Genomic DNA, 22,894 nt, shown 5'->3' on the forward strand with positions numbered 1-22,894 from the left:
ACCGATGGGGCCCGACCCGGTCAGCCCGTGGCGGTGAGAACGATCAGGGCCGCGTTCAGGGAGACCACCGCCGCGGCGGCGACCCAGGCGAGCACGGCGACCACGCGGGGGTTCGTGCTCTCGCCCATCAGCGCACGCTGCCCCGTGAGGCGCACGAGGGGGATCAGCACGAACGGGATCCCGAAGCTCAGGACGACCTGGCTGATCACGAGGGCCCAGGTGGGGTCGGCGCCCGCGCCGAGGATCACGAGCGCCGGCACCATCGTGACGGCGCGCCGCGCCGCGAGCGGCACGCGGACGCGCAGCAGCCCGGCCATGACGACCGACCCGGCGTAGCAGCCGACGGAGGTCGACGCGAGGCCCGAGGCGAGCAGGCCGATCGCGAAGACCACGCCGATCCCGGGCCCCAGCGCGGCGACGATCGCGGCGTGCGCGCCCTCGATCGAGTCGGTGCCGCTGACTCCGCGCAGGCTCGCCGCGGCGAGCAGCAGCATCGCGATGTTCACCGCCCCGGCCACCACGAGCGCCGCGACGACGTCGACCCGGGTCGCCGCCAGCAGGCGCCGCCGCCCCGACTGGTCGCGCTCCGTGCCGTGCCGGTCCGTGACGAGCGCCGAGTGCAGGTAGATGGCGTGCGGCATCACGGTGGCCCCGAGCATCGAGGCGGCGAGCAGGACGCTGCCCGGCCCCTCGAACCGCGGCACGAGCCCGCCGCTCGCCGCTCGCCAGTCGACGGGGCTGACGACGAGCCCGGCGAGGAAGCCGATCGCGATGATCACGAGCAGCGCGACGATCACGCCCTCGAACGCGCGCTGCCCCCGGCGCGACTGCACGGCGAGCAGCACGAAGGAGACCGCCCCCGTGATCAGGCCGCCGACGAGCAGCGGGAGCCCGAACAGCAGGTTCAGGGCGATCGCGCCGCCGATCAGCTCGGCCACGTCGGTCGCCGCGGCCACGAGCTCGGCCTGCGCCCAGTAGGCGATCCGGGCGGGGCGGTGGCGCAGCCGGTCGCCGAGCACCTCGGGCAGCGTGCGGCCCGTGACGACCCCGAGCTTCGCGGACAGGTACTGCACGAGCACCGCCGTCGCGTTCGCGGCGACGAGCACCCAGACGAGCAGGTAGCCGTAGGAGGCGCCGGCCGTGAGGTTCGCCGCGACGTTGCCGGGATCGACGTAGGCGACCGCGGCGACGAAGGCGGGGCCGAGCAGGGTCAGTCGACGCAGGCGAGGCCGACGCCCGCGCTGCGCGACGTGCTCCGTGCCGGTCGCCATGCCACCTCCGCGGGTCACAGTAGGCGGGCCGGGCGCGGCGGGTGCCGGACGCGCGCGGCGCCCGGGGGCGAGCAGCGCTCGGGAGTCCGCTGAGGGCGGACGGCACCGCCTTGCCGCTGTCGGAGGCGGGTGAGAAGGTTGACGAGTCGCCGATCGCGGTCCGCTGCGCGGCGTCCCGTCGGGAGTCCCGGCCGATCCGGCCGCTCCTGTCGTCCCGGCTCGTTCCTCGAGTCCGTCAAGGACGCCGCCTTCGCCCGAAGAGGAGCCTCCATGACCGAGACCGTCGACCGCCCGGCGACCCGGGCCGAGCCGCCCGCCGCCGACCGGCTCTCGCGGCGCGACGTCACAGTGATCGCGGTGCTGCTGGTCTCCGCCTTCACCGTCGTGCTGAACGAGACGATCATGTCCGTCGCCGTGCCGGTGCTGGTCCGCGACCTCGGCATCACCACGTCCACCGGGCAGTGGCTGTCGACCGGCTTCATCCTGACGATGGCCGTCGTCATCCCGGTGAGCGGGTTCCTGATCCGGCGGCTGACGAGCCGTGCGCTGTTCACGGCCGCCATGGGGTCGTTCAGCCTCGGGACGCTGCTCGCCGCGCTCAGCCCGAACTTCGAGATGCTGCTCGTCGCCCGCATCGTGCAGGCGCTCGGGGCCGCGGTGCTCATCCCGCTGCTGATGACGACGGTGATGACGATCGTGCCGCCGTCGCGCCGCGGCACGATGATGGGCAACATCTCCGTCGTGATCTCGGTCGCGCCGGCGATCGGGCCGACGGTGTCCGGGCTGATCCTCAACGTGCTGCCCTGGCCGTTCATCTTCTGGTGCGTGCTGCCCATCGCCGTCGCGGCGCTCGTCATCGGGCTCAAGATGATGACGAACGTCGGGGAGACGACCCGCGTCCGCATCGACTGGCTGTCGATCCCGCTGTCCGCCATCGGCTTCGGCGGGCTCGTCTACGGGCTGAACGCCGTCGGCGTGGAGGCGTCGGCCGGCGAGGTGCAGCCCCTCGCCGTCGCGGTGCCCGTCGCGATCGGCGCGGTCGGCCTGACGCTGTTCCTGCTGCGCCAGGTGCAGCTGCAGCGCCTCGACCGCGCGCTGCTCGACCTGCGCGCCTTCCGGTCCCGCGTCTTCACCGCGTCCGTCATCACCGGCTCGTTGGCCTTCCTCGGGCTGCTCGGCTCGGCGTTCCTGCTGCCGATCTACCTGCAGCAGGTGCTGCAGCTGCAGCCGCTGCAGACCGGGCTGCTCGTGCTGCCCGGCGGCCTGCTGATGGGCCTGCTCGGCCCGGTCGTCGGGCGCCTGTACGACCGCGTCGGGCCGAAGCCGCTGCTGCTGCCGGGCCTCGCGATCGCGTTCGTCGGCCTGCTCCTGCTCGCGACCGTGGACGCGGACACCGAGCCCTGGACCGTCCTCGCCCGGCACGTGCTGCTGAGCCTCGGCCTCGCGACGGTGCTGCCGTCGGTCTTCACCGCGGGCCTCTCGGCGGTGCCGCGCGCGCAGACCTCGTACGGCAGCGCGATCTTCGCGACCATGCAGCAGGTGGGCGGAGCGGCGGGCACGGCGCTCGTCGTCGCCCTGCTCGCCATCGGCGGTGCCGCGTACGACGGCGCCGGCGGGGCGGGCGCCGCGGAGGCGGCCGGGACCCGGCTCGCGTTCCTCGTCAGCGCCGGCGTGTTCGTCGTCGCCTTCGTGGCCGCGACGTTCGTGAAGCGCGTCGACGACGGCGCACCGGTGCCCGTCGGACACTGAGCCCGAGCCCGAGCATCCGCTGTGCAGCCGCACCCGCGGCTGCACAGCGATTCCTCCCGCGCCATCATCGGTGCAGACGGAGGTGGCGCGATGGCTCGGATCCCGGCGCTGTCCCCGCGGATGACGCGGCAGCGGCTGCACCACAGCGGCGTGCGGCCCCTCACCGTGCTCCTGATCGGCGAGCGGTCGAGGCTGCTGACCGCTGAGCCCTCCCTCGCCCAGCGCGCGATCGACCGCGTCTGGCTCGCGAGCCGGCGGGGGGTGGACCTCGACGCGCTGACCGACCTGGTCCCGGCGCTGCGCCGGGTCGCGGCGGGTGCGGAGGACTGGCGCGTCTGGCGCTACGACGTCGTCGTGGTCCTGATCGGGGCGGCGCTGCCGGCACGGCGACGCGAGCAGGCGCTCGAGCAGGCCGGCCACCTGCTGCGCCGCGACGCGGCGCACGGCACGCCCGTCGTCCTCGTCCTCGAGGGCCCGGACGGCGGGGACGAGCAGCGGCTGCTGGTCGCCGCCGAGGCCCTCGGGGGCGATGCGCTGCACGTCGTGCGGAGCGACGAGGTCGACGACCGGACGCTCGCGGTACGGGTGGGCGCCGAGGTCGAGGCGGTGCTGCGCTCCGCTCCGGCCCGCGGGCACGTCGGGGAGGACGAGACCGACCGGCAGCGGGCGCTCGACGACACCGGCATCGTGGAGCGGGCACGCGACCCGCGGCTGGACGACCTGGTCGAGCTGGCCCGTACCGCGTTCGGCACCGAGAGCGCCGAGATCAACTTCATCGACCACGACCGCCAGTGGAAGCTGGCGGTCGCCGGGGGAGACCCCGCGGACAACCCCCGCGCGCACTCCTTCTGCAACCAGACCATCCGCAGGCCCGAGCCGCTCGTCGTCGGCGACACCCGGCTGCACCCGCTGCTGCGGCGGAGCCCGCTCGCCCACGGCCCGGCGGCCATCCGCTTCTACGCGGCGTACCCGATCGAGTCGATCGACGGCTACCGGATCGGGTCGTTCTGCGTGTACGACTCGCAGCCGCGCGACGTGCGCGGGCTCGACCTCGCCGTGCTGCGGGATCTCGCCCTGCTGGCGCAGGCGGAGCTGATCCCGGAGGACTCCGCCCCGCAGGGCCTCTCGGATACGCTGCGGCGGCCATGAACGACCTCATCGACGCACCCGCGCTGTCCGCCCGGCTCGGCGAGCCCGGCCTCGTCGTCCTCGACGTGCGGTGGCGGCTCGACGCGCCCGACGGGCGGCCGGCGCACCGGGCGGGACATGTGCCCGGTGCCGTCTACATCGACCTCGACGGGGAGCTGGCAGGACCGCCGTCGCCCGCGGAGGGGCGGCATCCGCTGCCCGGGATCGACGCGCTGCAGGACGCCGCGCGCCGGTGGGGCGTCCGGGCGGGCTCCTCGGTCGTCGTGGTCGACGACCTGGGCGGGATGTCCGCGGCGCGGGCGTGGTGGCTGCTGCGGCACGCGGGCCTCACCGACGTGCGCGTGCTCGACGGCGGCATGCGCGCATGGCGCGACGCCGGGCTGCCGCTCGAGCAGGGCGACGTCGAGCCCGAGCGCGGGGACGTCGAGCTGGCGTACGGCGCGATGCCGGTGATCGACGCGGACGGGGCGGCCGCCTTCGAGGGCGTGCTGCTCGACGCGAGGGCGGGCGAGCGCTACCGCGGCGAGGTCGAGCCCGTCGACCCGCGCGCCGGGCACGTCCCCGGCGCGATCAGCGTCCCGACCGCCGGGAACCTCGGGGCGGACGGGCGCTTCCTGCCCCCGGAGGCGCTGCGCGAGCGGTTCGCCGCCGCGGGCGTGCAGGACGGGATGCCGGTCGCCGCCTACTGCGGGTCGGGCGTGACGGCGGCCCACGAGGCGCTCGCGCTGCGGATCGCGGGGTTCGGCGCGGCCGTCTACCCGGGCTCGTGGAGCCAGTGGTCGAACGACCCGGCGCGCCCGGTGGCGACCGGGGACGCGCCCTGATCGGCGGACGCGGTTCGGCGGACGGCCGCGCGGAGGTCCTCCGCGCGGACGACCCGCGCGTGCCCGAGCTGCTCGCCGGCGGGTGGACGGTCGCGCACCGGTCCTGGGCCGCGCGGACGGCCGCACCGGACGAGCGCGCGCCGCTCGAGGCGCTCGTCGCCGCGGCGGCGGCGCAGGGCTGCGCGGTCGCCGAGCTGGGCCCGGCGGACGACGCGGCGGTCGAGGCGTTCGCGGCGTCGGTGCGGGCCGACTTCCCGGGCGGCCTTGCGACGGCGCCGCACCCGGTCGACGCCGCGTCGATCGCGCGCGACCGGGCCGCGGGCACCCGCTGGTTCGGCGCGAAGAACGGTGGCGACCTCGTCGCGGTCACGGTGATCCGGGCCGACGGCGAGCGGGCCGAGACGGACTGGACCGCGGTGCGCGCCGACCACCGCCGTCGCGGGCTGGCGGAGGGGGTGAAGGCGGCCTCCCTGCTCGCGCTCGCGGCGGACGGCGTGTGCACCTTCGGGACGGGCGGCGCGGACGAGAACGCTCCGAGCCTGGCGATGAACCGGCGCCTGGGCTACGTCGTCACGGAGCGCTGGGTCACCCTCGTCCCCGCGCCCTGAGGGGCTTGCCGCTTCCGTCCCCTCCTGACGCCGCAAAGGGGGACGAAAGCGGCAAGTGCTCCGGAGGGGGTGCCGCTTCCGTTCCGTGTCCTCGTGCGGGAGGGGACGGAAGCGGCACGTCCCCGAACGGACGATCGCGTCAGGGGGTCGGCGCGAGGGCGCGGCGGATGCGCTGAAGGCTGACCGGCTCCGCGGTCGGGATCGGCTGGGCGAAGAGGCCGAGCCGCAGCTCCTCGAGCAGCCAGCGGACGCGCGCCAGGGGCGCCGGGACGGCCGCGGTCAGCGGCAGGGTGCCGCCCGCCGCCCGGTAGAGGTCCTCCGCGGTGCGCGCCTCCGTCATCCACACCCGGTCGCGGTTCGCCTGCTCGGGCAGCCGCTCCACGCGACGCACGACGCCCGCCGCGTAGACGGCGAGGCGGGGCAGCCGGTCGGCGCCGTCGACGCGCACGAAGCCGGGGTGGATCAGCGCGTCCAGCTGCGCGCGGGCGTCCTGCAGCGCCGGCAGGAGCGGCAGGGCCGTCGCCTCCCGGATCGCCCGGTCCGCCTCCCGCGCGCCCGCGAGCGCGGCGGCGGCGGCGCCCACCACCTGGAAGAGGTCGTCGACGACCCGGGCGGCGAGGGCCTCCTGCACCCGCGCGAAGGCGGCGCGGTCCCAGACGAGGCCGTCCTCCGCCTCGCGCCGCTGCACCCGGTCGACCACCGCGTCCAGGCAGTCGACGAGCAGGGCGTCGGTCGAGGCGTAGGGGCTCGCTCCGAGCGCCAGCTTCTCGGCGCCCGTCAGGTGGTCGCGCACGTACGCGGCCGGCGACGGCGTCGCGAGGCGCAGCAGCAGGTACACGCCCGCGCGGGTCGCCGCGGCCTGCTCGGCGGGCGTCGCGAGCAGGCGCACGTCGACGGCCGACCCGGTGTCGACCAGCGCGGGGTAGGCGCGCACCACGCCGCCCGCGGCGCGGGTGTCGAGCACCCGCGGCAGCGCGTCGAGGTCCCACGTCGTCATGCCGGTGCGCTCGATCGCGGCGGCGGGCGCCGACGGGCGGGACACGACGCGGGCCGCCGACGAGCGCGCGCGGTCGGCGAAGCGGGCCTGCAGCTCGGCGAGGTCGCGGGAGCGGGCGAGCGTGCGCGGGCCGCGCCGGTCCTGCTCCACCACCGCGAACGCCGGCGACAGGTGCGAGGGCAGGCGCGCGGTATCGAAGTCGCCGGGCGCGGGGTTCGCCCCCGCGACGCGGCGGATCGCGGTCGCCAGCACGTCGACGAGCGGCCCCGGCGTCGCGCCCGTCTCCGGGCCGGCGGGCAGCTCGGGCAGCAGCCGCCGCGCCCAGTCCGCCGCCGGCACGACCTGCCGGCGGATCGGCTTCGGCAGCGTCTTCAGCAGCCCGGTCACGAGCTCCTCGCGGAACCCGGGCACCTGCCAGTCGAAGCCGGCGGGGGAGAGGCCGGCGAGCAGCGGCAGCGGCACCTGCACGGTCACGCCGTCGTCCTCCGCGCCCGGCGCGAACCGGTAGCGCAGCCGGAGCCGCTGGTCGCCCTGGTGCCACGCCGGCGGGAAGGCGCGCTCGTCGACCTCCGGCTCCGCCTCCTCCGGCAGCAGGTCCTCGCGGCGGAGGGTCAGCAGGTCCGGCGCCTCGTCGCGCACCCCGCGCCACCAGGTCTCGAAGCGGCGCACGTCGGTGACGTCGGCCGGCACGCGGTCGTCGTAGAAGTCCTGCACCGCCTGCTCGTCGACGGGGGCGCGGCGGAGGCGCTCGGCCTCGTCGTCGAGCTCGCGGATCAGGCGCCGGTTCGCGCGGTCGAAGTCGTAGAGGCGGTCGCCGCGGGTCTCGCGCGGCCACTCGCCGCCGACCAGCGCGTGCTCGAGCAGCAGGTCGCGGGCGTGCTCGGGGTGCAGGCGCGCCCACTGCACCCGCCGCTTCTCGACGATCGGGACGCCGAACAGCGTGACGCGCTCGTCGGCGACGGCCGCGCCCTGGCGCTGCTCCCAGCGGGGCTCGCCGTACGTGCGCTTGACGAGGTCGCCGGCGATCGGCTCCGCCCAGGCCGGGTCGATCGCGGCGTTCATCCGCGCGAACAGGCGCGAGGTCTCCACCAGCTCGGCGCTCATCAGCGCCCGCGGCGGCCGCTTCGCGAGCGCGGAGCCCGGGAAGACGACGAAGCGCAGCTGGCGTGCGCCCGCGAACTCGACGGCCCCGCGGCGAGGGGCGGGCCGCCCGCCGCCGGTCCGGGGCTGCGCGGTGCGGTCGTCGCGCAGCCCGATCTGCGACAGCAGCCCCGCGAGCAGGCTCTTGTGCACCGCGTCGGCCTGCTTGCCGGGCGCCTGCTCGTCCCGGCTCCGCGGGTCCAGGCCCGCGTCCTTCGCGACGGAGGTCAGCTGGCGGACCAGGTCCTGCCACTCGCGCACGCGCACGAAGTTCAGGAACTCCGCGCGGCAGCGGCGCCGGAAGGCGCTGGACGAGAGCTCGCGGCGCTGCTCCTCCAGGTACCGCCAGAGCGCGAGCAGGGTGAGGAAGTCGCTGCCGGGGTCGGTGAAGCGGGCGTGCTGCTGGTCGGCCTGCTCGCGCTTGTCGACGGGGCGCTCGCGGGGGTCCTGCACGGTGAGCCCGGCCACGATCGCGATCACCTCGGCGGTCGCGCCGTGCCGCTTCGACTCGAGCAGCATCCGGCCGAGCCGCGGGTCGACGGGCAGGCGGGCGAGGTCGCGGCCGATGCGGGTGAGCGTCGGCCCCGACTCCTGAGGTCCTCGCGGGGGTCCGCCGCGGGCGGGCCGCACCGCGCCCAGCTCGAGCAGCAGGTCGAGGCCCGCCTTCACGCCGCGGGAGTCGGGCGGGGTGAGGAAGGGGAACGCCGCGATGTCGCCGAGGCCGAGCGAGAGCATCTGCAGGATGACCGCCGCGAGATTCGTCCGCAGGATCTCCGGGTCGGTGTACTCGGGGCGCTTGCCGAAGTCCTCCTCCGCGTAGAGGCGGATCGCGATCCCGGCGCTCGTGCGACCGGCACGCCCGGCGCGCTGCGCGGCGGACGCCTGCGACACGGCCTCGACCGGCAGCCGCTGGATCTTCGCCCGCGCGCTGTAGCGGGAGATGCGGGCCGTGCCGCCGTCGATCACCGCGCGGATGCCGGGCACGGTCAGGCTCGTCTCGGCGACGTTCGTCGCGAGCACGATCCGCCTCGCGACGCCCGGCGTCGTGGAGCGCTCGAAGACGCGGTGCTGCTCGGCGGCGGAGAGGCGGCCGTAGAGCGGCAGCACCTCCTGGGGCGCCGCCCGGCCGGCGTAGCGGCCGCGCAGCGCGTCCGCGACGTCGCGGATCTCGCCCTCGCCCGACAGGAACACGAGCACGTCGCCGCCCGGCAGGTCGCGCTCCAGCTCGTCGAGCGCGTCCCCGACGCCGGTCACGAGGTCCCGGTCCTCCGAGGCGCCGCGGTCCGGGTCCTCGTCCTCGTCGCCCTGGTCCTCCACCACGAGCGGCCGGTAGCGGACCTCGACCGGATAGGTGCGGCCCGAGACCTCGATCACCGGCGCCGGGCGACCCTGCGCGTCGGCGAAGTGGTCGGCGAAGCGCTCGACGTCGATCGTCGCCGACGTGACGACCACCTTGAGGTCGGGGCGCCGCGGCAGCAGCCGCTTCAGGTAGCCGAGCAGGAAGTCGATGTTGAGGCTGCGCTCGTGCGCCTCGTCGAGCACGATCGTGTCGTAGCGCCGCAGGTCCCGGTCCCGGCGGATCTCCGCGAGCAGGATGCCGTCCGTCATCAGCCGGACGCGTGTGTCGGCGCTCGTCGTGTCGGTGAACCGGACGCTGTAGCCGACGAGACCGCCGAGCGGCACGTCGAGCTCGTCGGCGATCCGCTCCGCGATGGTGCGTGCCGCGATCCGCCTGGGCTGGGTGTGCGCGATGGAGGTGCGGCCCAGCTCGAGCGCGATCTTCGGCAGCTGCGTCGTCTTGCCGCTGCCCGTCTCGCCCGCGACGACGACGACCTGGTGCCCGGCGATCGCCGCGGCGATCTCGTCCCGCATCCGGCTGACGGGCAGCTCGGGCGGGAAGGAGATCGCCGGCACGGCAGCGGCGGTCGATGTCATGGGCGTCCAGTCTCGCACCGGCCGGATTCCGCACGACGCGGACGCCGTGCGCGAGCGCTGTCGACTCGCTCTCACCCTGCTCTCAGCAACAGTGGAGAGTATTCAGCACCAAACGAAAGGGAGGCTCCCAGTGAGCACCATCTGGTTCATCATCACGCTCATCGTCGTGGGGCTCATCGCCGGCGCCATCGCGAGGCTGGTGGTTCCCGGTACCCAGAGCATGAGCATCGGGGCGACCATCGTCCTCGGCATCATCGGCTCGTTCGTCGCGGGTGCGATCGGCGCGCTGATCAGCGGTCAGGGCTTCGAGCTGTCGCCCGCTGGCATCATCGGCTCGATCATCGGCGCCATCGTCGTGCTGCTGATCTACATCGCGGTCCGTCGGCGCAGCGCCGCCTGAGCGACGTTTCGGCGTGAAGGGCCTGACACCGACGACGGTGCCAGGCCCTTCCTCGTCTGGACCTTCCCCGCGGCCGATGCTCAACCCGGTTCGCTAGACCTGATCCCATGAGCAACAGCACCCCGCAGGGGCCCGGCCCCGAGTTCGGGTCGAACCCCGACGCGACGCCCGTCGACGAGACCGCCGCCGTGGACGACGCGATGCGTGAGGAGACCGACGCCGTGCAGGCCGAGGGCGACGACCAGACGATCGACATCAGCCGCAACGAGGGCCCGGAGCTGACGGCCGACACCGACGACGTCGACGCCGGGAGCGCGTGACGACCCTCATCCGCCACCGGCGTCCGGCTGTCGGGTCGTGAACCGCCTCGGCGGTGCGGTCAGCCCCTACCTCCGCAGCCACGCCGACAACCCCGTCGACTGGTACCCGTGGGGCCACGACGCCTTCGCCGAGGCGGCGCGGCGCGACGTGCCGGTCCTCGTCTCCATCGGCTACGCCACCTGCCACTGGTGCCACGTGATGGCACGGGAGTCGTTCTCCGACCCCGCGCTCGCCTCGGTGCTGAACGACGGCTTCGTGGCGGTCAAGGTCGATCGTGAGGAGCATCCGGAGGTCGACGCCGCCTGCCTCGCGGCGGCGGGCGCCTTCACCCCGGACCTGGGCTGGCCGCTGAACGTCTTCATGACGCCGGCCGGCCGCGTCTTCCACGCGGGGACCTACTCGCCGCCGCGCCCGGTCCCCGGGCACCCGTCGTTCGGGCAGGTGCTGGCCGCGGTGCGGGAGGCGTGGGTCGACCGTCGCGGCGAGGTCGAGGCGTCCGCGGCAGGCCTCGCCGCAGCGCTCGCGCAGGCCGCGGCATCCGCGCCGGGCGCGATCGGCGCTGCGGACCTGCAGCGCCTGGTCGCCGAGCTGGCCGGGTACGAGGACCGCGTGCACGGCGGCTTCGGCGGCGCGCCCAAGTTCCCGACGACGCCGCTGCTGCTGACGCTGCTCGGGCTGGGACGCTCGGTCGTGCTGCCCGAGGAGGACCGGGACCGGGCCCGGGGCATCGCGGAGCGCGCGCTCACGGCGATGCGCGACGGCGGCCTCCGAGACGCGGTCGAGGGCGGCTTCTTCCGCTACGCGACCCGGCGCGACTGGTCGGAGCCGCACTACGAGCGGATGCTCACGGACAACGCGCTGCTGCTGCGCGCCTACGCCTTCATCGGCGACGTGACGACCGCGGAGGGGATCGTCGGGTTCCTCGAGCGGACGCTGCTGCGGCCGGGCGGTGGCTTCGGGTCGGCGCAGGACTCCGAGAGCGACGTCGACGGCAGTCGCTCCGAGGGCGGCTACTACGCGCTCGACGCGAGCGCCCGGGCGCGGCAGCCCGCCCCCGCGGTCGACGGCAAGGTGCTGACGGGCTGGAACGGCCTCGCGATCGGCGCGCTCGCGGCGGCCGGGACCGCGCTCGCCCGACCCGACTGGGTCGCGCTCGCGACGCGCACGGCCGATGCGCTGCTCCGGGCACACGTGGTCGACGGGCGGCTGCTCCGCGCCTCGCTCGACGGGCGGCCGTCGGACGCGGTCGCGACGCTCGAGGACCGGGGCGCGCTCGCTGCGGGGCTGCTCGAGGCCGCGCTCGCCGCGGGCCGCGTCGACCTGGCGGTCGCCGCACGGCAACTGATCGAGGCCGCCTTCGTCGACGGGCGGCTCGAGGAGCCGGTGCGCGACCCGACCCTCGCCGCACTCGGCGTGCCCGCGGCCGGCGACGAGTCGGAGGGCGCGGCGCCGTCCGGCCCGACCTCGGCCGCCCGCGCCGCCCGACTGCTGTTCCTGCTGACCGGCGACCGCCGCTTCGCCGACGCCGCCTCGGCGACGCTCGCCCCGCTCGCGCGCGGCGCGGTCGAGCGTCCGATCGGCGCGGGCGGGGTGCTCGGTGCGCTCGCGGAGGCGCTCGAGCCGGTCCGGCAGATCGTCGTCGTCACCGACGACCCGGCCGGTCCGCTCGCGACCGCCGCACGGGCGCTCCCGTCCTCCGTCACCGCGGTGGTGGACGAGCCGACGGCGGTAGCGTTCGCGGCCGCCGGCTTCGAGCTGTTCGAGGGCCGCGGCCTCGTGGACGGGCGCCCCGCGGCCTACGTCTGCGAGGACTTCGTCTGCCGCCTCCCCGTCTTCATCCTGTAGGCGGATCCCGACCGGACGGCCGGGATCCGCCTCCACGATGAAAGCGCTCAGGGGAGGGGTGGCAGCGTGGAGCGCATGCCCGACATCCCCCTGCTCGACGGCCAGGACGGCGCCCGGATCCCCGCGATCGGGCTCGGCACCTACGACCTCCGCGGTGCGGCCGGCACCGCCGCGGTGGCGACCGCGATCGACGCCGGCTACCGGCTGCTCGACTCCGCCTTCAACTACGACAACGAGGGCGCGGTCGCCCGTGCTGCGCGGGACAGCGGCCGCGACGACGTGATCTTCACCACCAAGCTGCCGGGGCGCTACCACCGGCACGACCTCGCGCGCTTCGCGATCGAGGAGAGCCTGCTGCGCAGCGGCCTCGACCGGCTCGGGCTCGTCCTGATCCACTGGCCGAACCCGAAGGAGGGGCTGTACGCGGAGGCGTGGCGCGCCCTCGTCGAGGCGCGGGCCGACGGTCTCGTCGAGATGATCGGCGTCAGCAACTTCCTGCCCGAGCACCTCGATCGGATCATCGACGAGACCGGGGTGACGCCGGTGCTGAACCAGATCGAGGTCCACCCCTCGTGGCCGCAGGACGACCTGCGCCGCGCGAACGCCGAGCGGGGCGTCCTGACCGAGGGCTGGTCGCCGGCCGGCGAGAAGGCGGGCGATCCGGAGCACGAGACGATCGTCCGCATCGCCCGAGCGCACGACGTCGAGCCGCGACGGCTGCTGCTCGCCTGGGCCGTGCAGCTGGGCGTCATCCCGCTGCCGAGGTCGCGCGATGCGCAGCGGCAGGCGCAGAACCTCGACGTCGTCGGGATCGAGCTGACGGAGGACGAGCTGGGCGAGATCGCGGCGATCGCGGACGGCGACTTCGTCGGGGCCGACCCCGCCGAGCACCAGGAGTTCTGACCCCGCCGGCTGCGAGGGTCGGCGGCGCCCCAGGCGGGCGCTGCCAGCCTCGACGCATGGTGGACGACAAGCCCGAGGGGCTCGACGACGTGTGGGACGACTGGCAGCAGGCGGTGAACATGACGCCGAAGGAGCTGGAGGACTGGCTCGAGACCGACGAGTCGAAGTCGGTGGGGGACACCGGCGGCGACGGCGAGTCGACCGGGCACGCCTCCGGACGCCGGATCGTCGAGATCCAGCGGAAGCACAAGGCCGATCTGACGGACGACGACGTCGCGCACATGAAGAAGGTCGTCGGCTACGTGCACCGGCACGCCGCGCAGGGCGGGCCGGACGACGACAAGGCGCACTCGAAGTGGCGCTACTCGCTGATGAACTGGGGCAACGACCCGCTCAAGTGAGCTGGTCGTCGGTCCAGGCGCGCACCGCGACCCGCGCCATCAGCACGACGGCGACGGAGACGACCAGGGCGCGCACGAGCAGCTTCACCCCCGCACGCTAGGTCGACCGCCTGGGTCTTCATCTTGTAGGCAGTTCTCCCGCTGCAGCAGGAGAACTGCCTACAAGATGAAGGTCAGCCCTCGCGGTGCGGGGTCGCGGTGAGGTGCTGCGGCTGCTTCAGCGCCGCGAGCCGCGCCTCGATCTCGGTCTGGGTGCCGAGGTCCTCGAGGCTCTCGAACTGCTTGTCGAGGCTGGACTCCGCCAGCTCCTGCTGGCCCATGACCTTCGCCTCCTCGCGCCGCACCTTCTCGTCGTAGCGGCCGAGCTCGCTCGTCGGGTCCATGATGTCGATCGAGCGCATCGCGCCGAGCACCTGCGACTGGGCCGCGGCGGTCTTCTGGCGGGCGACCAGCTCGTTGCGCTTCGTGCGCAGCTGGTCGAGCTTCTGCTTCATCCCGTCGAGGCCCTGCTTCAGCTTGTCGACGGTCTCCGTCTGGCTCGCGATCGTCGGCTCGGCGTCCCGGGCCTCCTTCTCGCTCTGCAGCTGCTTGCCGATCGCGACCTTCGCCAGGTTGTCGAACTTGTTGGCGTCCGCGGCGTTGCCCGAGGAGCGCAGCTCGTCCGCCTTGCTGGAGGCGGCCAGCGCCTTGCGGCCCCAGTCCGACGCCGCCGCCACGTCCTCGCGGTGGTCCTGCTCGAGCATCCGCAGGTTGCCGATCGTGACCGCGACCGCGTCCTCCGCCTCGGCGATCGAGTTCGTGTAGTCGCGGACCAGCTGGTCCAGCATCTTCTCCGGGTCCTCGGCCTGGTCGATCAGCGAGTTGATGTTCGCCCGCACCAGGGTGGAGATCCGGCCGAAGATCGACTGCTTCACCATGTGTTCGTTCCTCTCGTCGTGCTCTCGTCGTCGTGCTCTGGTCCTGCAGGGCGGCTAGAAGGAGCCGCCCCCTCCGCCGCCCCCGCCGAAGCCGCCCCCGCCTCCACCGCCGAAGCCGCCGCCTCCACCGCCCCAGCCGCCGCCTCCCCCGCCGAAGCCGCCCCCGGAGCCGTAGCCGCCGCCGGCGGACCAGCCGCCGCCCCCGCGACCGCCGCCGCCGAGGATGCCGCCGAGGACGCCCGCGATGACGGCGCCGGCGAGCACGTCGCCGCCGGACGAGCGGCGCCTGCCGCCCCAGCCCCCACCGCCCCAGTCGTCGTCGTGCCAGCGGTTCACGTCCTGCTCCGCCTGGTCCCGCGCCTGGTTCGCCAGCGACTGCGCGCGCTGCGCCGCCTCGAGCGCGGCGACCGGGTCGTCGTGCTGCCGGTCCCGCGCCACGTCGAGCTGCCGGGCGGCCTCGGCGAGCCGGGTGCGGGCGGTGCTGCCCACCCCGCCGCGGCGGTTCTCGATGTAGCGGCGTGCGGCGCGCACCGCGTCGTCGGCGGCGTCGATCACCCGCGGCAGGGTCTCGACGGCGCGCTGCCGTCGCCGGGCGGCGTCGCGGACCGGCGCGAGCGCGCGCTCGAGCCGGGCATCGGCCTCCTCCATCGTGGCGAGCCCGGCGTGCGGCGCCTGCAGCTCGACCTCGCCGATCGCCTTCCGCGCGCCCGCGATGGCCTCGGTCAGCTCGGGCGTGGGCTGCGGCGCGCGCTCCGCCTCCACCAGGTCCTGCTGGGTGTCCGCGACCGCGTCGTCGAGGCGCCGTCTCGCCGCCATGAACTCGCCGGGCGCCGACACGATCCCGTCGAGCAGCACGCCCGCCTGGCTGTTCGCCTGCTGGGCGCTGCGCACCGCCACGGTCGCCTCGCCGCCGGCCGCCCCGTCGCGCTCCGCGTCGCCGAGCGCCTGGGCGGACAGGTCGAGGAGGTCGCGCGCCTGCTGCAGGTCGTCGGCGGCGCCGCGCACGGCGGGCTCGCCGAACCGGCGCTCGATGCCCTCCAGCGCGCGCTCCGCCTCCGCTGCCCGCGCGGTCAGCGCGTCGTGCTGCTGCCGTGCGGCGGGCACCAGCTGCGGCAGCTGCTGCTCGAGCCGGCGCAGCTCGTCGAACGACGTCTTCTGCTCCTGCAGGACGCCCTCGGCCTGCTCGCAGAGGGCGATGATCCGCTCCGTCATCGCCCGGCGCTGCTCCGGGGTCTCGGGGTCGTCGTCGTCCAGCTGCTGCCGGATGCCGAACGCCTCGCGGCTCGTCGCCTTCGCCCTCGTCAGGGCCTGCGCGAACACTCCGGTGGCGTCGTCCCCGAACTCCGCGGTCGCGAAGCCGAGCTCCTGCTCGCTCGTCGTCAGGTCGTCGTCGAGCGCGATCAGCGCACGGCTCGCGCGCCGGTCCAGCTCCTCCTGGTCCACCGGCGGCGGCCCGGCGGCGACCTCGGAGCGCTGCTCCTGCTGCCGGCTGCGCCGGCGCAGCACGAGCAGCACGATCACGACGGCGGCGGCGAGCACGAGCAGGCCGATGACGATGGACGCGCCGACGCCCGAGCCGGACGACGCGGTGCCGGTCGCTCCGCCGTCCGACGTGCCGCCGCCCGAGGTGCCGCCGCCGGAACCCGCCCCGTTCTGCTGGGCGTCCTGCAGCCCGGTCGCGAACGCCTCCACGCCGCCCGCCCAGTCGCCGCGTCCGAAGGCGGGCTCGAGGTCGCTCGAGGCGACCTGCTGCACGGCCGAGTCGTCGACGGGGAAGTCGGCGGCCGTGGCGAAGCCGTACTGCCGGGCTCCGGTCGCGACCGCGAGCACGAGGCCCGGGTCGGAGAAGCTGCCCTGCTCCGCGGTGGTCTCGCTCCAGCCGCGCCGGTCCGACGGGTCCGTGAACGTGTCGACGAACACCACGCGCAGGTCGTTGCCGGTGGCGGTGTCGTAGGACTGCAGCGCGTCGCGGACCTGCGTCTCCTCGTCCGGCGTGAGCACGTCCGAGGCGTCGACGAGCTGCTGCGAGCCGAGGTCGACCGGGGGCTCCGCGAACGCCGCGGGGGCACCGGCGAGCGCGAGGGCAGCCCCGAGGGCGAGCCCCGCGACGAGGCGGCGACGGCGCATGTTCCCTCCCGTGCTGCGGATGCTATCGGCCGCGCTCATGAGGCTCCTCAGCCGTGCACGGCAGGATCGCAGGCATGCGCTTCGATGACGGGTTCGTGTTCGGGTCGGCGACGGCGTCCTACCAGATCGAAGGGGCGGCGGCCGAGGACGGCCGCCTGCCGTCGGTGTGGGACACCTTCGCGCACACCCCGGGGAAGGTGCAGGACGGGGACACCGGCGACGTCGCCGACGACCACTACCACCGGTGGGAGGCCGACCTCGACCTGATGCAGGAGCTCGGGCTGCAGGCCTACCGCTTCTCCGTCGCGTGGCCGCGGGTCGTGCCGACCGGTCGCGGCGAGGTGAACCGCGCGGGCGTCGACTTCTACGACCGGCTCGTCGACGGCCTGCTGCACCGCGGCATCACGCCGGTCACCACGCTGTACCACTGGGACCTCCCGCAGACGCTCGAGGACGAGGGCGGCTGGACGGTGCGGAGCACGGCGGAGGCGTTCGCCGAGTACGCGCACGTCATGGCGGAGGCGCTCGGCGACCGCATCGACATCTGGACGACGCTGAACGAGCCGTGGTGCGCCGCGTTCCTCGGCTACGCCGCGGGCGTCCACGCGCCCGGCCGCACGGAGCCGGAGAACGCGCTGAAGGCCGCGCACCACCTGAACCTCGCGCACGGCCTCGGCGTGCAGGCGATCCGCTCGGTGCTGCCCGACGCGCGCTGCTCCGTGACGCTGAACCTGCACGTCGCGCGGCCGGACGGGCCGACCGGGCCCGAGGCGGTGCGGCGCATCGACGCCATCGGCAACCGCGTCTTCACCGGGCCGATGCTGAAGGGCCGCTACGCCGACGACCTGCTCGAGGACACGGCCCACGTCTCCGACTGGTCCTTCGTGCAGGACGGCGACCTCGAGGCGATCCAGCAGCCGATCGACCTGCTCGGCGTGAACTACTACTCCACGAACCGGGTGCGCCTCCGCGACGAGGCGCAGCCGGCCGGCGACCGAGCGGACGGCCACGGCGGCGGCGCGTCCCCGTGGGTCGGCGCGGACGTGGTGGAGTTCCTGCCCCAGCCCGGCCCGTACACCGCGATGGGCTGGAACATCGAGCCGGAGGGGCTGACCGACCTGCTCGTGCGCCTGCACGAGGCGTACCCGGAGCTGCCGCTCGCCGTCACCGAGAACGGCGCCGCCTTCGACGACGTGCTCGAGGACGGCGCGGTGCACGACGCCGACCGCATCGACTACGTGCGGCGCCACCTGCAGGCGGTCCAGGACGCGATGGCGTCGGGCGCCGACGTGCGCGGGTACTTCCTCTGGTCCTTCATGGACAACTTCGAGTGGGCCTACGGCTACTCGAAGCGGTTCGGGATGGTGCACGTCGACTACGGCACGCAGGAGCGCACGCCGAAGGACAGCGCCCGCTGGTTCGCGGACGTGATCCGCACCCGCGAGGTGTCCTGAGGCGCGCCCTCGTGCCCGGGGCGCGGGTCAGGCCTCCTGGGCGCCCGCGTCCTGGTCGCCCTGGCGCGTCTCGGGCAGCCGGTCGCGCAGGGCGTCGGCCATCGCGCCGGGGCCCTCGTCGCCGTGGTCGGCCTCGACCTGCTCGATCAGGCCGGACAGCCGCTCCTGGTCGGTGGCGTCCTGCGCGCCGTCCATGACGGGCTCGTCCTGCGTCTCGTCGCTCATGGGGTGGACGGTACGGAGCGCACCTGGGCGTCCGGCTCCGCGAGCAGCAGGCGGGCGAGCGGCGCGAGGCGGTCGCCGAGGGCGTCCGCCTCCTCGGGCGTCGCCCAGCGGGTCTCGGCCAGCTCGGCGCGCGGCGGCAGGTCGCCCCCGGGCACGCGGAGCGCGAAGACCTCCGCCTCCAGCACGTGGTCCGGCTCGTTCGCGGCTTCGGTGCGGAAGGCGCCGAGGCCGCGGTGTGCGTCGGGGTCGACCGCGAGACCCAGCTCCTCCATCAGCTCCCGCACCAGCGCCTCGCGCGCCGTCTCTCCGGCCTCGGGCTTGCCGCCCGCCTGCATGAAGCGGTCGGTGCCGCGCTTGCGGACGAGCAGCAGGCGCCCGGCCTCGTCGGTGATCAGCGCCGCGACGACGCGGATCACGGCCGTCACAGCCGTCCTCGCGCGGTCGCTGCGGCGTCCCGCGGTCGGCGCACCGACCGCGCGGCGCCCGGGCGACCGCGCGAGGAGGCGCCGCGGCCGCGCGACGCGCTCACGCCTCCTCGAGCGCGGTGAGCAGCGGGTCGAGGGAGGACTCGAAGCGGATCATGGAGGCGCCGGCCTCCGACAGGAAGCCCTGCTCGCGCATGTGGTCGACGAGCTCGCGCATCGGCGACCAGTAGCCGAGCACGTCGAGGAACCCGCAGGGCTTCGCGTGGTAGCCGAGCATCGCCCACGACCACTGCTCCACGATCTCCTCGAGCGTGCCGGTGCCGCCCGGCAGCGCGACGAAGACGTCCGCGAGCTCGGCCATCATCGCCTTGCGCTCCGCCATCGTCCGCACCACGTGCAGCTCCGCGAGATCCGGGTGCGCCAGCTCCGGGCCGATCAGCGCCTCCGGGATCACGCCGATCACGGTGCCGCCGGCGTCGAGCGCGCCGTTCGCGACCGCGCCCATCAGCCCGGTGCCGCCGCCGCCGTAGACGACGGTGATGCCGCGCTCCGCGAGCGTCCGGCCCACCTCGCGCGCCGCCTCGGCGTGCCGGGGGTCGACGCCGTCCCGCGCACCGCAGAAGACCGCCACCGCTCTGATCGCCCGTTCCACGCCGAGGCATCGTAGGCGAGCGGTGTGTCGGCGCCGTGTCCGGCCCGGCCGGCGGTCCCGCTCGCTGCGCGGGCGGGTCCCGACTGCACGGGCGTGCTCGAGCGCCCGGGCAGTCGGAGGTCGCCCGGGTCCGGTCGATCGCAGCGGCGGGCCGGCGTGCGCGGGCGTGGGAGGCTGGCGGGCGATGAGCAGGCGGGCCGAGGCGGTGTACCTCGCCGGCGCGATCCCCGCCCGCGTCGTCACGAACGGCGCCGGGGTCGCGCTCGCGCTCGCGGCCGCCCTCCGCCTCGGCGACGTCGCGGTCGCCGGGCTGCTGATCTTCGCGCTGAACATCCCGAGCGTCGTCGCGGCGCCGGTCATCGGCGCGCTCACCGACGCCGTGCGGGCGCCGAAGCGGTTCATGCTCGGCGCCGCGCTGGTCTTCGCGGCCGCGATGGCGCTCGCCGCGTTCGTCGGGTCCGTGCCGCTGCCGGTCGTCGTCGTCGCGCTGCTCGCCGGCGGCTGCGTCGTGCCCGTCTTCGTCGGCGGGCTCTCCGCCTGGGTCGACGAGGCGATGCCCGGCGACCACGCCCGCGGGTTCGCCGTCGACGCGCTCAGCTACAACATCGCGGGTATCGCCGGCCCCGCCATCGTCGCCGGCATGAGCGCCCTGCTGGGCCCCACCGGCGCGCTGCTGGCCCTCGCGGCGGTGATGGTGCTGGCCGGGGCGCTGCTGCAGCGGCTGCCGATCGCCGGACGCGGCGGCGCCGCGGACCCGCGCTCGCTCGCCCGCGGCGTCGCGCGCGCCTCGCGCACCCTGGTCACGCACGGGCCGCTCGCCCGCGTCGTGTCCGCGGGCGCCGTCGTGCAGCTGGGCGCCGGGATGATGCCCGTCGTCGCCGTGCTGGTCGCGATCGAGCGGGGGCTCGCGGAGAGCGCCGGCGGCCTGCTGCTGACCGCCTTCTCGATCGGCGGCGTGACCGGTGCGCTGCTCGGCGCGACACCCGCCGTCACCCGCCGGATCGGCGCGCTGCCCGCCCGCCGGGTGATGGCGGTCTGCTTCGCCACGACCGGGCTGCTCACGCTGGTCGCCGCCGCCACGCCGACCTTCCTGCTGGCCGCGATCGCGATCGGCCTCTCGGGGCTGCCGGACGCGATCGGGATCGCCGCGATGCTGCGCCTGCGGCAGCAGGAGAGCCCGGCCGACGTGCGCGCCCAGGTGTTCGTCGTCGCCTCCGGCGCCCGGGTCGCCGCGGCGGCGGTCGGCGCGGCGGTCGCGGGCGCGATCGCCGGCCTGAACGCGTCGCTGCTGCTCGCCCTGATCGCCGTGCCGTGGATGGCGGCCTTCCCGATCCTGCTCGCGGGGCGCCGCGCCGCCCGCGCCCCCGAGACGGCCTGAGCGCGCTCCCGCCCGGACGACGGACTCCCGCTCACGGGCGCTCGCAGGCGTGTGAGGAGCGCGTGAGCCGCGCGTGAGCGCACCGGCGCATCGTCGCCGCCATGACCACTCCAGCCATCGAGGCGACCGGCCTCGTCAAGGTCTTCGGCGACAACCGCGCGGTCGACGGCGTCGACCTCGTCGTCCGCGCCGGCACCGTGCACGGCGTGCTCGGCCCGAACGGCGCCGGCAAGACCACCACCATCTCCATGCTCGCGACCCTGCTCAAGCCCGACGGCGGCAACGCCCGCGTCTTCGGCCACGACGTCGTCCGCGAGGCCTCCCGGGTGCGCTCCCTGATCGGGGTGACCGGCCAGTACGCCTCCGTCGACGAGACGCTGTCGGCGACCGAGAACCTCGTGATCTTCGCCCGCCTGCTCGGTCTGTCCCGGGCGCAGGCGAAGGCGAAGGCGACCGAGCTGCTCGAGCGCTTCTCCCTGACGGAGGCCGCGCGCCGGCCGCTCGCGAAGTTCTCCGGCGGCATGCGCCGCCGGCTCGACCTGGCCGCCAGCCTGATCGCCCAGCCGCCCCTGCTGTTCCTCGACGAGCCGACCACCGGCCTCGACCCGCGCACCCGCGCACAGATGTGGGACACGATCCGCGAGCTCGTCGCGACCGGCTCGACCGTCCTGCTCACCACCCAGTACCTCGACGAGGCGGATCAGCTCGCGGACGTGATCAGCGTGATCGACCGCGGTCGCGTCGTCGCCGAGGGCACCGCCGACGACCTGAAGTCCTCCGTCGGCACCGCGAGCCTGCAGCTGCGCCTCGCGGACCCCGCCGACGCCGACCTCGCCCGCGCCGCCGTGCGCGACGTGCTGCACGTCGAGGCGATCGCCAGCGCGGAGCGCGCCTGGCTGACCGTGCCGCTGTCCGACCCGGACCGCGTCACCGACCTGCTGATCGAGCTGCGCGGCTCCGGCGTGCGGCTCGCCGAGTTCGGCGTGCAGAAGCCGACGCTCGACGAGGTCTTCCTCACCATCACCGGCAAGCCCGCCTCCACCGAGGCGGAGAAGGAGGAGGCGTTCGCATGAGCACGTTCACCAGCACAGGCGTCGTCGACACCGCCCGCATCCCGGCGGTCCCGAACGTCGTCAGCCAGTCGCTGACCATGGCATGGCGCGGCATCCTCAAGGTGCGCCGCACGCCCGAGCAGCTGTTCGATGTGACGTTCCAGCCCATCGTCTTCACGGTGATGTTCGCCTACATCTTCGGCGGCGCCATCGCGGGCGGCACGCAGTCGTACCTGCACCTGCTGATCCCCGGCATCGTCGTGCAGACCGTGATCACGGGGTCGGTCGTCACCGGGACGCAGCTGCGGGAGGACATGGACAAGGGCGTGTTCGACCGGTTCCGGTCGCTGCCGATCGCCCGCATCGCGCCGCTCGCCGGCGCCCTGCTGGCGGACACCGTGCGGTACCTGATCGCGACGACGCTGACCTTCGTGGTCGGGCTCGCGATGGGCTACCACCAGCTGTGGGACCACCTGCCGTTCACGATCCTCGCCGGCGCGCTGGTGATCGTGGTCGCCTGGTCGATCAGCTGGATCTTCGCGCTGTTCGGCATGCTCGCCCGCACCGCGTCGAGCGTGCAGGGCATCTCGATGCTCGTGCTGTTCCCGCTGACGTTCGTCTCGAACGCCTACGTGCAGACGAGCACGCTGCCGGACTGGCTGGCCTGGTTCGCCGGCGTGAACCCGGTGTCGCACGTCGTCACCGCGGTGCGCGACCTGATCAACTCGTCGACGATCGGCGGGGACTTCTGGCTGGCGCTGCTCGGTGCCGCCGTCGTGGTCGCGGTCTTCGCGCCGCTGACGGTCCGCGCCTACATGCGGAAGGCCTGAGCGCCTCCGCGGCTCAGAGCCGGGCGGCGGGCGACTCGAGCAGCGCGCGGATGCGCGCCGCCGGGTCGTCCGCCGCCCGCACGCGCGCGGGCAGGGCGTCGCGGACCGCCTGCAGCGAGGGCAGGTCGACGCGGGCCCCGGCGTCGACCGCGGCTGCGCCGAGCTCGTCGCCGAGCGGGGCGGTGGCGGGGGCGTCGCGCAGCAGCGCCGTCAGCCCGAGCGCCGCCGCCGCGACGACCGGGCTGTCGGCCCTCCGGCCGCCCCGCCTGATCAGGGCGATGGTCCGCGCCC

Annotated in this window: 21 protein-coding genes; 13 read left to right on the top strand and 8 right to left on the bottom strand. The window is 75.1% G+C overall.

All coding sequences use genetic code 11. The features are described 5' to 3' along the window. Positions 1 to 20 precede the first annotated feature (20 nt). Complete coding sequence (locus ACFSBI_RS07745) at positions 21 to 1,271, bottom strand: Nramp family divalent metal transporter (protein WP_377933666.1); 1,251 nt, start codon at positions 1,269 to 1,271, stop codon at positions 21 to 23. A gap of 270 nt (positions 1,272 to 1,541) precedes the next feature. On the opposite strand from ACFSBI_RS07745, the gene ACFSBI_RS07750 reads away from it, so the two are divergent. The 4 genes from ACFSBI_RS07750 to ACFSBI_RS07765 all read left to right on the top strand — a co-directional run bounded on the left by ACFSBI_RS07750 (position 1,542) and on the right by ACFSBI_RS07765 (position 5,601). Then, positions 1,542 to 3,020 (top strand): DHA2 family efflux MFS transporter permease subunit, encoded by a 1,479-nt coding sequence (locus tag ACFSBI_RS07750; RefSeq protein WP_377933668.1) that lies wholly within the window; start codon positions 1,542 to 1,544, stop codon positions 3,018 to 3,020. A 90-nt stretch (positions 3,021 to 3,110) separates the two neighbouring features. Next, entirely contained in the window at positions 3,111 to 4,169 is a 1,059-nt protein-coding gene (locus ACFSBI_RS07755; protein ID WP_377933670.1) for a GAF domain-containing protein, read from the top strand. Continuing rightward, positions 4,166 to 4,993: a sulfurtransferase gene (locus ACFSBI_RS07760; protein WP_377933672.1), complete on the top strand. Its 828-nt coding sequence runs from the start codon at positions 4,166 to 4,168 to the stop codon at positions 4,991 to 4,993. The genes ACFSBI_RS07755 and ACFSBI_RS07760 overlap by 4 nt, the downstream gene beginning before the upstream one ends. Positions 4,994 to 5,052: 59 nt before the next feature. Further along, on the top strand, positions 5,053 to 5,601 hold the full coding sequence (locus ACFSBI_RS07765; protein WP_377933673.1) for a GNAT family N-acetyltransferase: 549 nt from the start codon (positions 5,053 to 5,055) through the stop codon (positions 5,599 to 5,601). A 139-nt stretch (positions 5,602 to 5,740) separates the two neighbouring features. On the opposite strand, the gene hrpA is transcribed toward ACFSBI_RS07765, so the two are convergent. Beyond that, the gene (hrpA, locus tag ACFSBI_RS07770) at positions 5,741 to 9,673 is read right to left on the bottom strand and encodes an ATP-dependent RNA helicase HrpA (RefSeq protein WP_377933675.1); all 3,933 of its coding nucleotides are present in this window, start codon (positions 9,671 to 9,673) and stop codon (positions 5,741 to 5,743) included. Positions 9,674 to 9,803: 130 nt separating this feature from the next. Here hrpA and ACFSBI_RS07775 point away from each other — a divergent pair, with 130 nt between their 5' ends. The 5 genes from ACFSBI_RS07775 (at position 9,804) to ACFSBI_RS07795 (ending at position 13,543) form a co-directional block, all read left to right on the top strand. Further along, on the top strand, positions 9,804 to 10,073 hold the full coding sequence (locus tag ACFSBI_RS07775) for a GlsB/YeaQ/YmgE family stress response membrane protein (RefSeq protein WP_377933677.1): 270 nt from the start codon (positions 9,804 to 9,806) through the stop codon (positions 10,071 to 10,073). 107 nt (positions 10,074 to 10,180) lie between these two features. Next, entirely contained in the window at positions 10,181 to 10,393 is a 213-nt protein-coding gene (locus ACFSBI_RS07780; protein ID WP_377933679.1) for a hypothetical protein, read from the top strand. Positions 10,394 to 10,430: 37 nt separating this feature from the next. Then, complete coding sequence (locus ACFSBI_RS07785; RefSeq protein ID WP_377933681.1) at positions 10,431 to 12,239, top strand: thioredoxin domain-containing protein; 1,809 nt, start codon at positions 10,431 to 10,433, stop codon at positions 12,237 to 12,239. A gap of 75 nt (positions 12,240 to 12,314) precedes the next feature. Then, a complete protein-coding gene (locus ACFSBI_RS07790; RefSeq protein ID WP_377933683.1) occupies positions 12,315 to 13,142 on the top strand; it encodes an aldo/keto reductase in 828 nt (275 codons plus the stop codon). 56 nt (positions 13,143 to 13,198) lie between these two features. After that, positions 13,199 to 13,543 (top strand): DUF3140 domain-containing protein, encoded by a 345-nt coding sequence (locus tag ACFSBI_RS07795; protein WP_377933685.1) that lies wholly within the window; start codon positions 13,199 to 13,201, stop codon positions 13,541 to 13,543. 173 nt (positions 13,544 to 13,716) lie between these two features. Here the strand turns inward: ACFSBI_RS07795 and ACFSBI_RS07800 are convergent, their stop codons facing one another. Then, the gene (locus tag ACFSBI_RS07800) at positions 13,717 to 14,460 is read right to left on the bottom strand and encodes a PspA/IM30 family protein (RefSeq protein WP_377933686.1); all 744 of its coding nucleotides are present in this window, start codon (positions 14,458 to 14,460) and stop codon (positions 13,717 to 13,719) included. A gap of 54 nt (positions 14,461 to 14,514) precedes the next feature. Continuing rightward, positions 14,515 to 16,626 carry a TPM domain-containing protein gene (locus ACFSBI_RS07805; protein WP_377933688.1) on the bottom strand — a complete coding sequence of 704 codons (2,112 nt, stop codon included), beginning with the start codon at positions 16,624 to 16,626 and terminating at the stop codon, positions 14,515 to 14,517. Positions 16,627 to 16,661: 35 nt separating this feature from the next. Here ACFSBI_RS07805 and ACFSBI_RS07810 point away from each other — a divergent pair, with 35 nt between their 5' ends. After that, the gene (locus ACFSBI_RS07810) at positions 16,662 to 18,041 is read left to right on the top strand and encodes a GH1 family beta-glucosidase (RefSeq protein ID WP_377933690.1); all 1,380 of its coding nucleotides are present in this window, start codon (positions 16,662 to 16,664) and stop codon (positions 18,039 to 18,041) included. A 27-nt stretch (positions 18,042 to 18,068) separates the two neighbouring features. Here ACFSBI_RS07810 and ACFSBI_RS07815 read toward each other — a convergent pair whose 3' ends face one another. The 3 genes from ACFSBI_RS07815 to ACFSBI_RS07825 form a co-directional block, all read right to left on the bottom strand. After that, positions 18,069 to 18,266, bottom strand: coding sequence for a hypothetical protein (locus ACFSBI_RS07815; RefSeq protein ID WP_377933692.1), 198 nt, complete (start codon positions 18,264 to 18,266; stop codon positions 18,069 to 18,071). Beyond that, entirely contained in the window at positions 18,263 to 18,691 is a 429-nt protein-coding gene (locus ACFSBI_RS07820) for an NUDIX hydrolase (protein ID WP_377933693.1), read from the bottom strand. Before ACFSBI_RS07820 ends, ACFSBI_RS07815 begins: the two co-directional genes overlap by 4 nt. 100 nt (positions 18,692 to 18,791) lie before the next feature. Next, positions 18,792 to 19,343 (bottom strand): LOG family protein, encoded by a 552-nt coding sequence (locus ACFSBI_RS07825; RefSeq protein ID WP_377933695.1) that lies wholly within the window; start codon positions 19,341 to 19,343, stop codon positions 18,792 to 18,794. Positions 19,344 to 19,527: 184 nt separating this feature from the next. On the opposite strand from ACFSBI_RS07825, the gene ACFSBI_RS07830 reads away from it, so the two are divergent. From ACFSBI_RS07830 to ACFSBI_RS07840, 3 genes are all read left to right on the top strand, one after another. Continuing rightward, complete coding sequence (locus ACFSBI_RS07830; RefSeq protein WP_377933696.1) at positions 19,528 to 20,721, top strand: MFS transporter; 1,194 nt, start codon at positions 19,528 to 19,530, stop codon at positions 20,719 to 20,721. A 101-nt stretch (positions 20,722 to 20,822) separates the two neighbouring features. Continuing rightward, positions 20,823 to 21,794 (top strand): ATP-binding cassette domain-containing protein, encoded by a 972-nt coding sequence (locus ACFSBI_RS07835; protein ID WP_377933698.1) that lies wholly within the window; start codon positions 20,823 to 20,825, stop codon positions 21,792 to 21,794. After that, positions 21,791 to 22,603 (top strand): ABC transporter permease, encoded by an 813-nt coding sequence (locus tag ACFSBI_RS07840; protein ID WP_377933700.1) that lies wholly within the window; start codon positions 21,791 to 21,793, stop codon positions 22,601 to 22,603. Before ACFSBI_RS07835 ends, ACFSBI_RS07840 begins: the two co-directional genes overlap by 4 nt. 13 nt (positions 22,604 to 22,616) lie before the next feature. Here the strand turns inward: ACFSBI_RS07840 and ACFSBI_RS07845 are convergent. Continuing rightward, positions 22,617 to 22,894: hypothetical protein (locus ACFSBI_RS07845; protein WP_377933702.1), on the bottom strand; the 278-nt coding region annotated here is incomplete at its 5' end.

Origin of the sequence: Amnibacterium endophyticum (assembly GCF_042680685.1) — a bacterium.
GTDB lineage: Bacteria > Actinomycetota > Actinomycetes > Actinomycetales > Microbacteriaceae > Amnibacterium > Amnibacterium endophyticum.

Coding starts and splice junctions, on each gene's coding strand:
- ACFSBI_RS07745 (WP_377933666.1), bottom strand. CDS start 1,271: ATGGCGACCGGCACGGAGCACGTCGCGCAGCGCGGGCGTCGGCCTCGC.
- ACFSBI_RS07750 (WP_377933668.1), top strand. CDS start 1,542: ATGACCGAGACCGTCGACCGCCCGGCGACCCGGGCCGAGCCGCCCGCC.
- ACFSBI_RS07755 (WP_377933670.1), top strand. CDS start 3,111: ATGGCTCGGATCCCGGCGCTGTCCCCGCGGATGACGCGGCAGCGGCTG.
- ACFSBI_RS07760 (WP_377933672.1), top strand. CDS start 4,166: ATGAACGACCTCATCGACGCACCCGCGCTGTCCGCCCGGCTCGGCGAG.
- hrpA (WP_377933675.1), bottom strand. CDS start 9,673: ATGACATCGACCGCCGCTGCCGTGCCGGCGATCTCCTTCCCGCCCGAG.
- ACFSBI_RS07780 (WP_377933679.1), top strand. CDS start 10,181: ATGAGCAACAGCACCCCGCAGGGGCCCGGCCCCGAGTTCGGGTCGAAC.
- ACFSBI_RS07790 (WP_377933683.1), top strand. CDS start 12,315: ATGCCCGACATCCCCCTGCTCGACGGCCAGGACGGCGCCCGGATCCCC.
- ACFSBI_RS07795 (WP_377933685.1), top strand. CDS start 13,199: ATGGTGGACGACAAGCCCGAGGGGCTCGACGACGTGTGGGACGACTGG.
- ACFSBI_RS07800 (WP_377933686.1), bottom strand. CDS start 14,460: ATGGTGAAGCAGTCGATCTTCGGCCGGATCTCCACCCTGGTGCGGGCG.
- ACFSBI_RS07805 (WP_377933688.1), bottom strand. CDS start 16,626: ATGAGCGCGGCCGATAGCATCCGCAGCACGGGAGGGAACATGCGCCGT.
- ACFSBI_RS07810 (WP_377933690.1), top strand. CDS start 16,662: ATGCGCTTCGATGACGGGTTCGTGTTCGGGTCGGCGACGGCGTCCTAC.
- ACFSBI_RS07815 (WP_377933692.1), bottom strand. CDS start 18,266: ATGAGCGACGAGACGCAGGACGAGCCCGTCATGGACGGCGCGCAGGAC.
- ACFSBI_RS07830 (WP_377933696.1), top strand. CDS start 19,528: ATGAGCAGGCGGGCCGAGGCGGTGTACCTCGCCGGCGCGATCCCCGCC.
- ACFSBI_RS07835 (WP_377933698.1), top strand. CDS start 20,823: ATGACCACTCCAGCCATCGAGGCGACCGGCCTCGTCAAGGTCTTCGGC.
- ACFSBI_RS07840 (WP_377933700.1), top strand. CDS start 21,791: ATGAGCACGTTCACCAGCACAGGCGTCGTCGACACCGCCCGCATCCCG.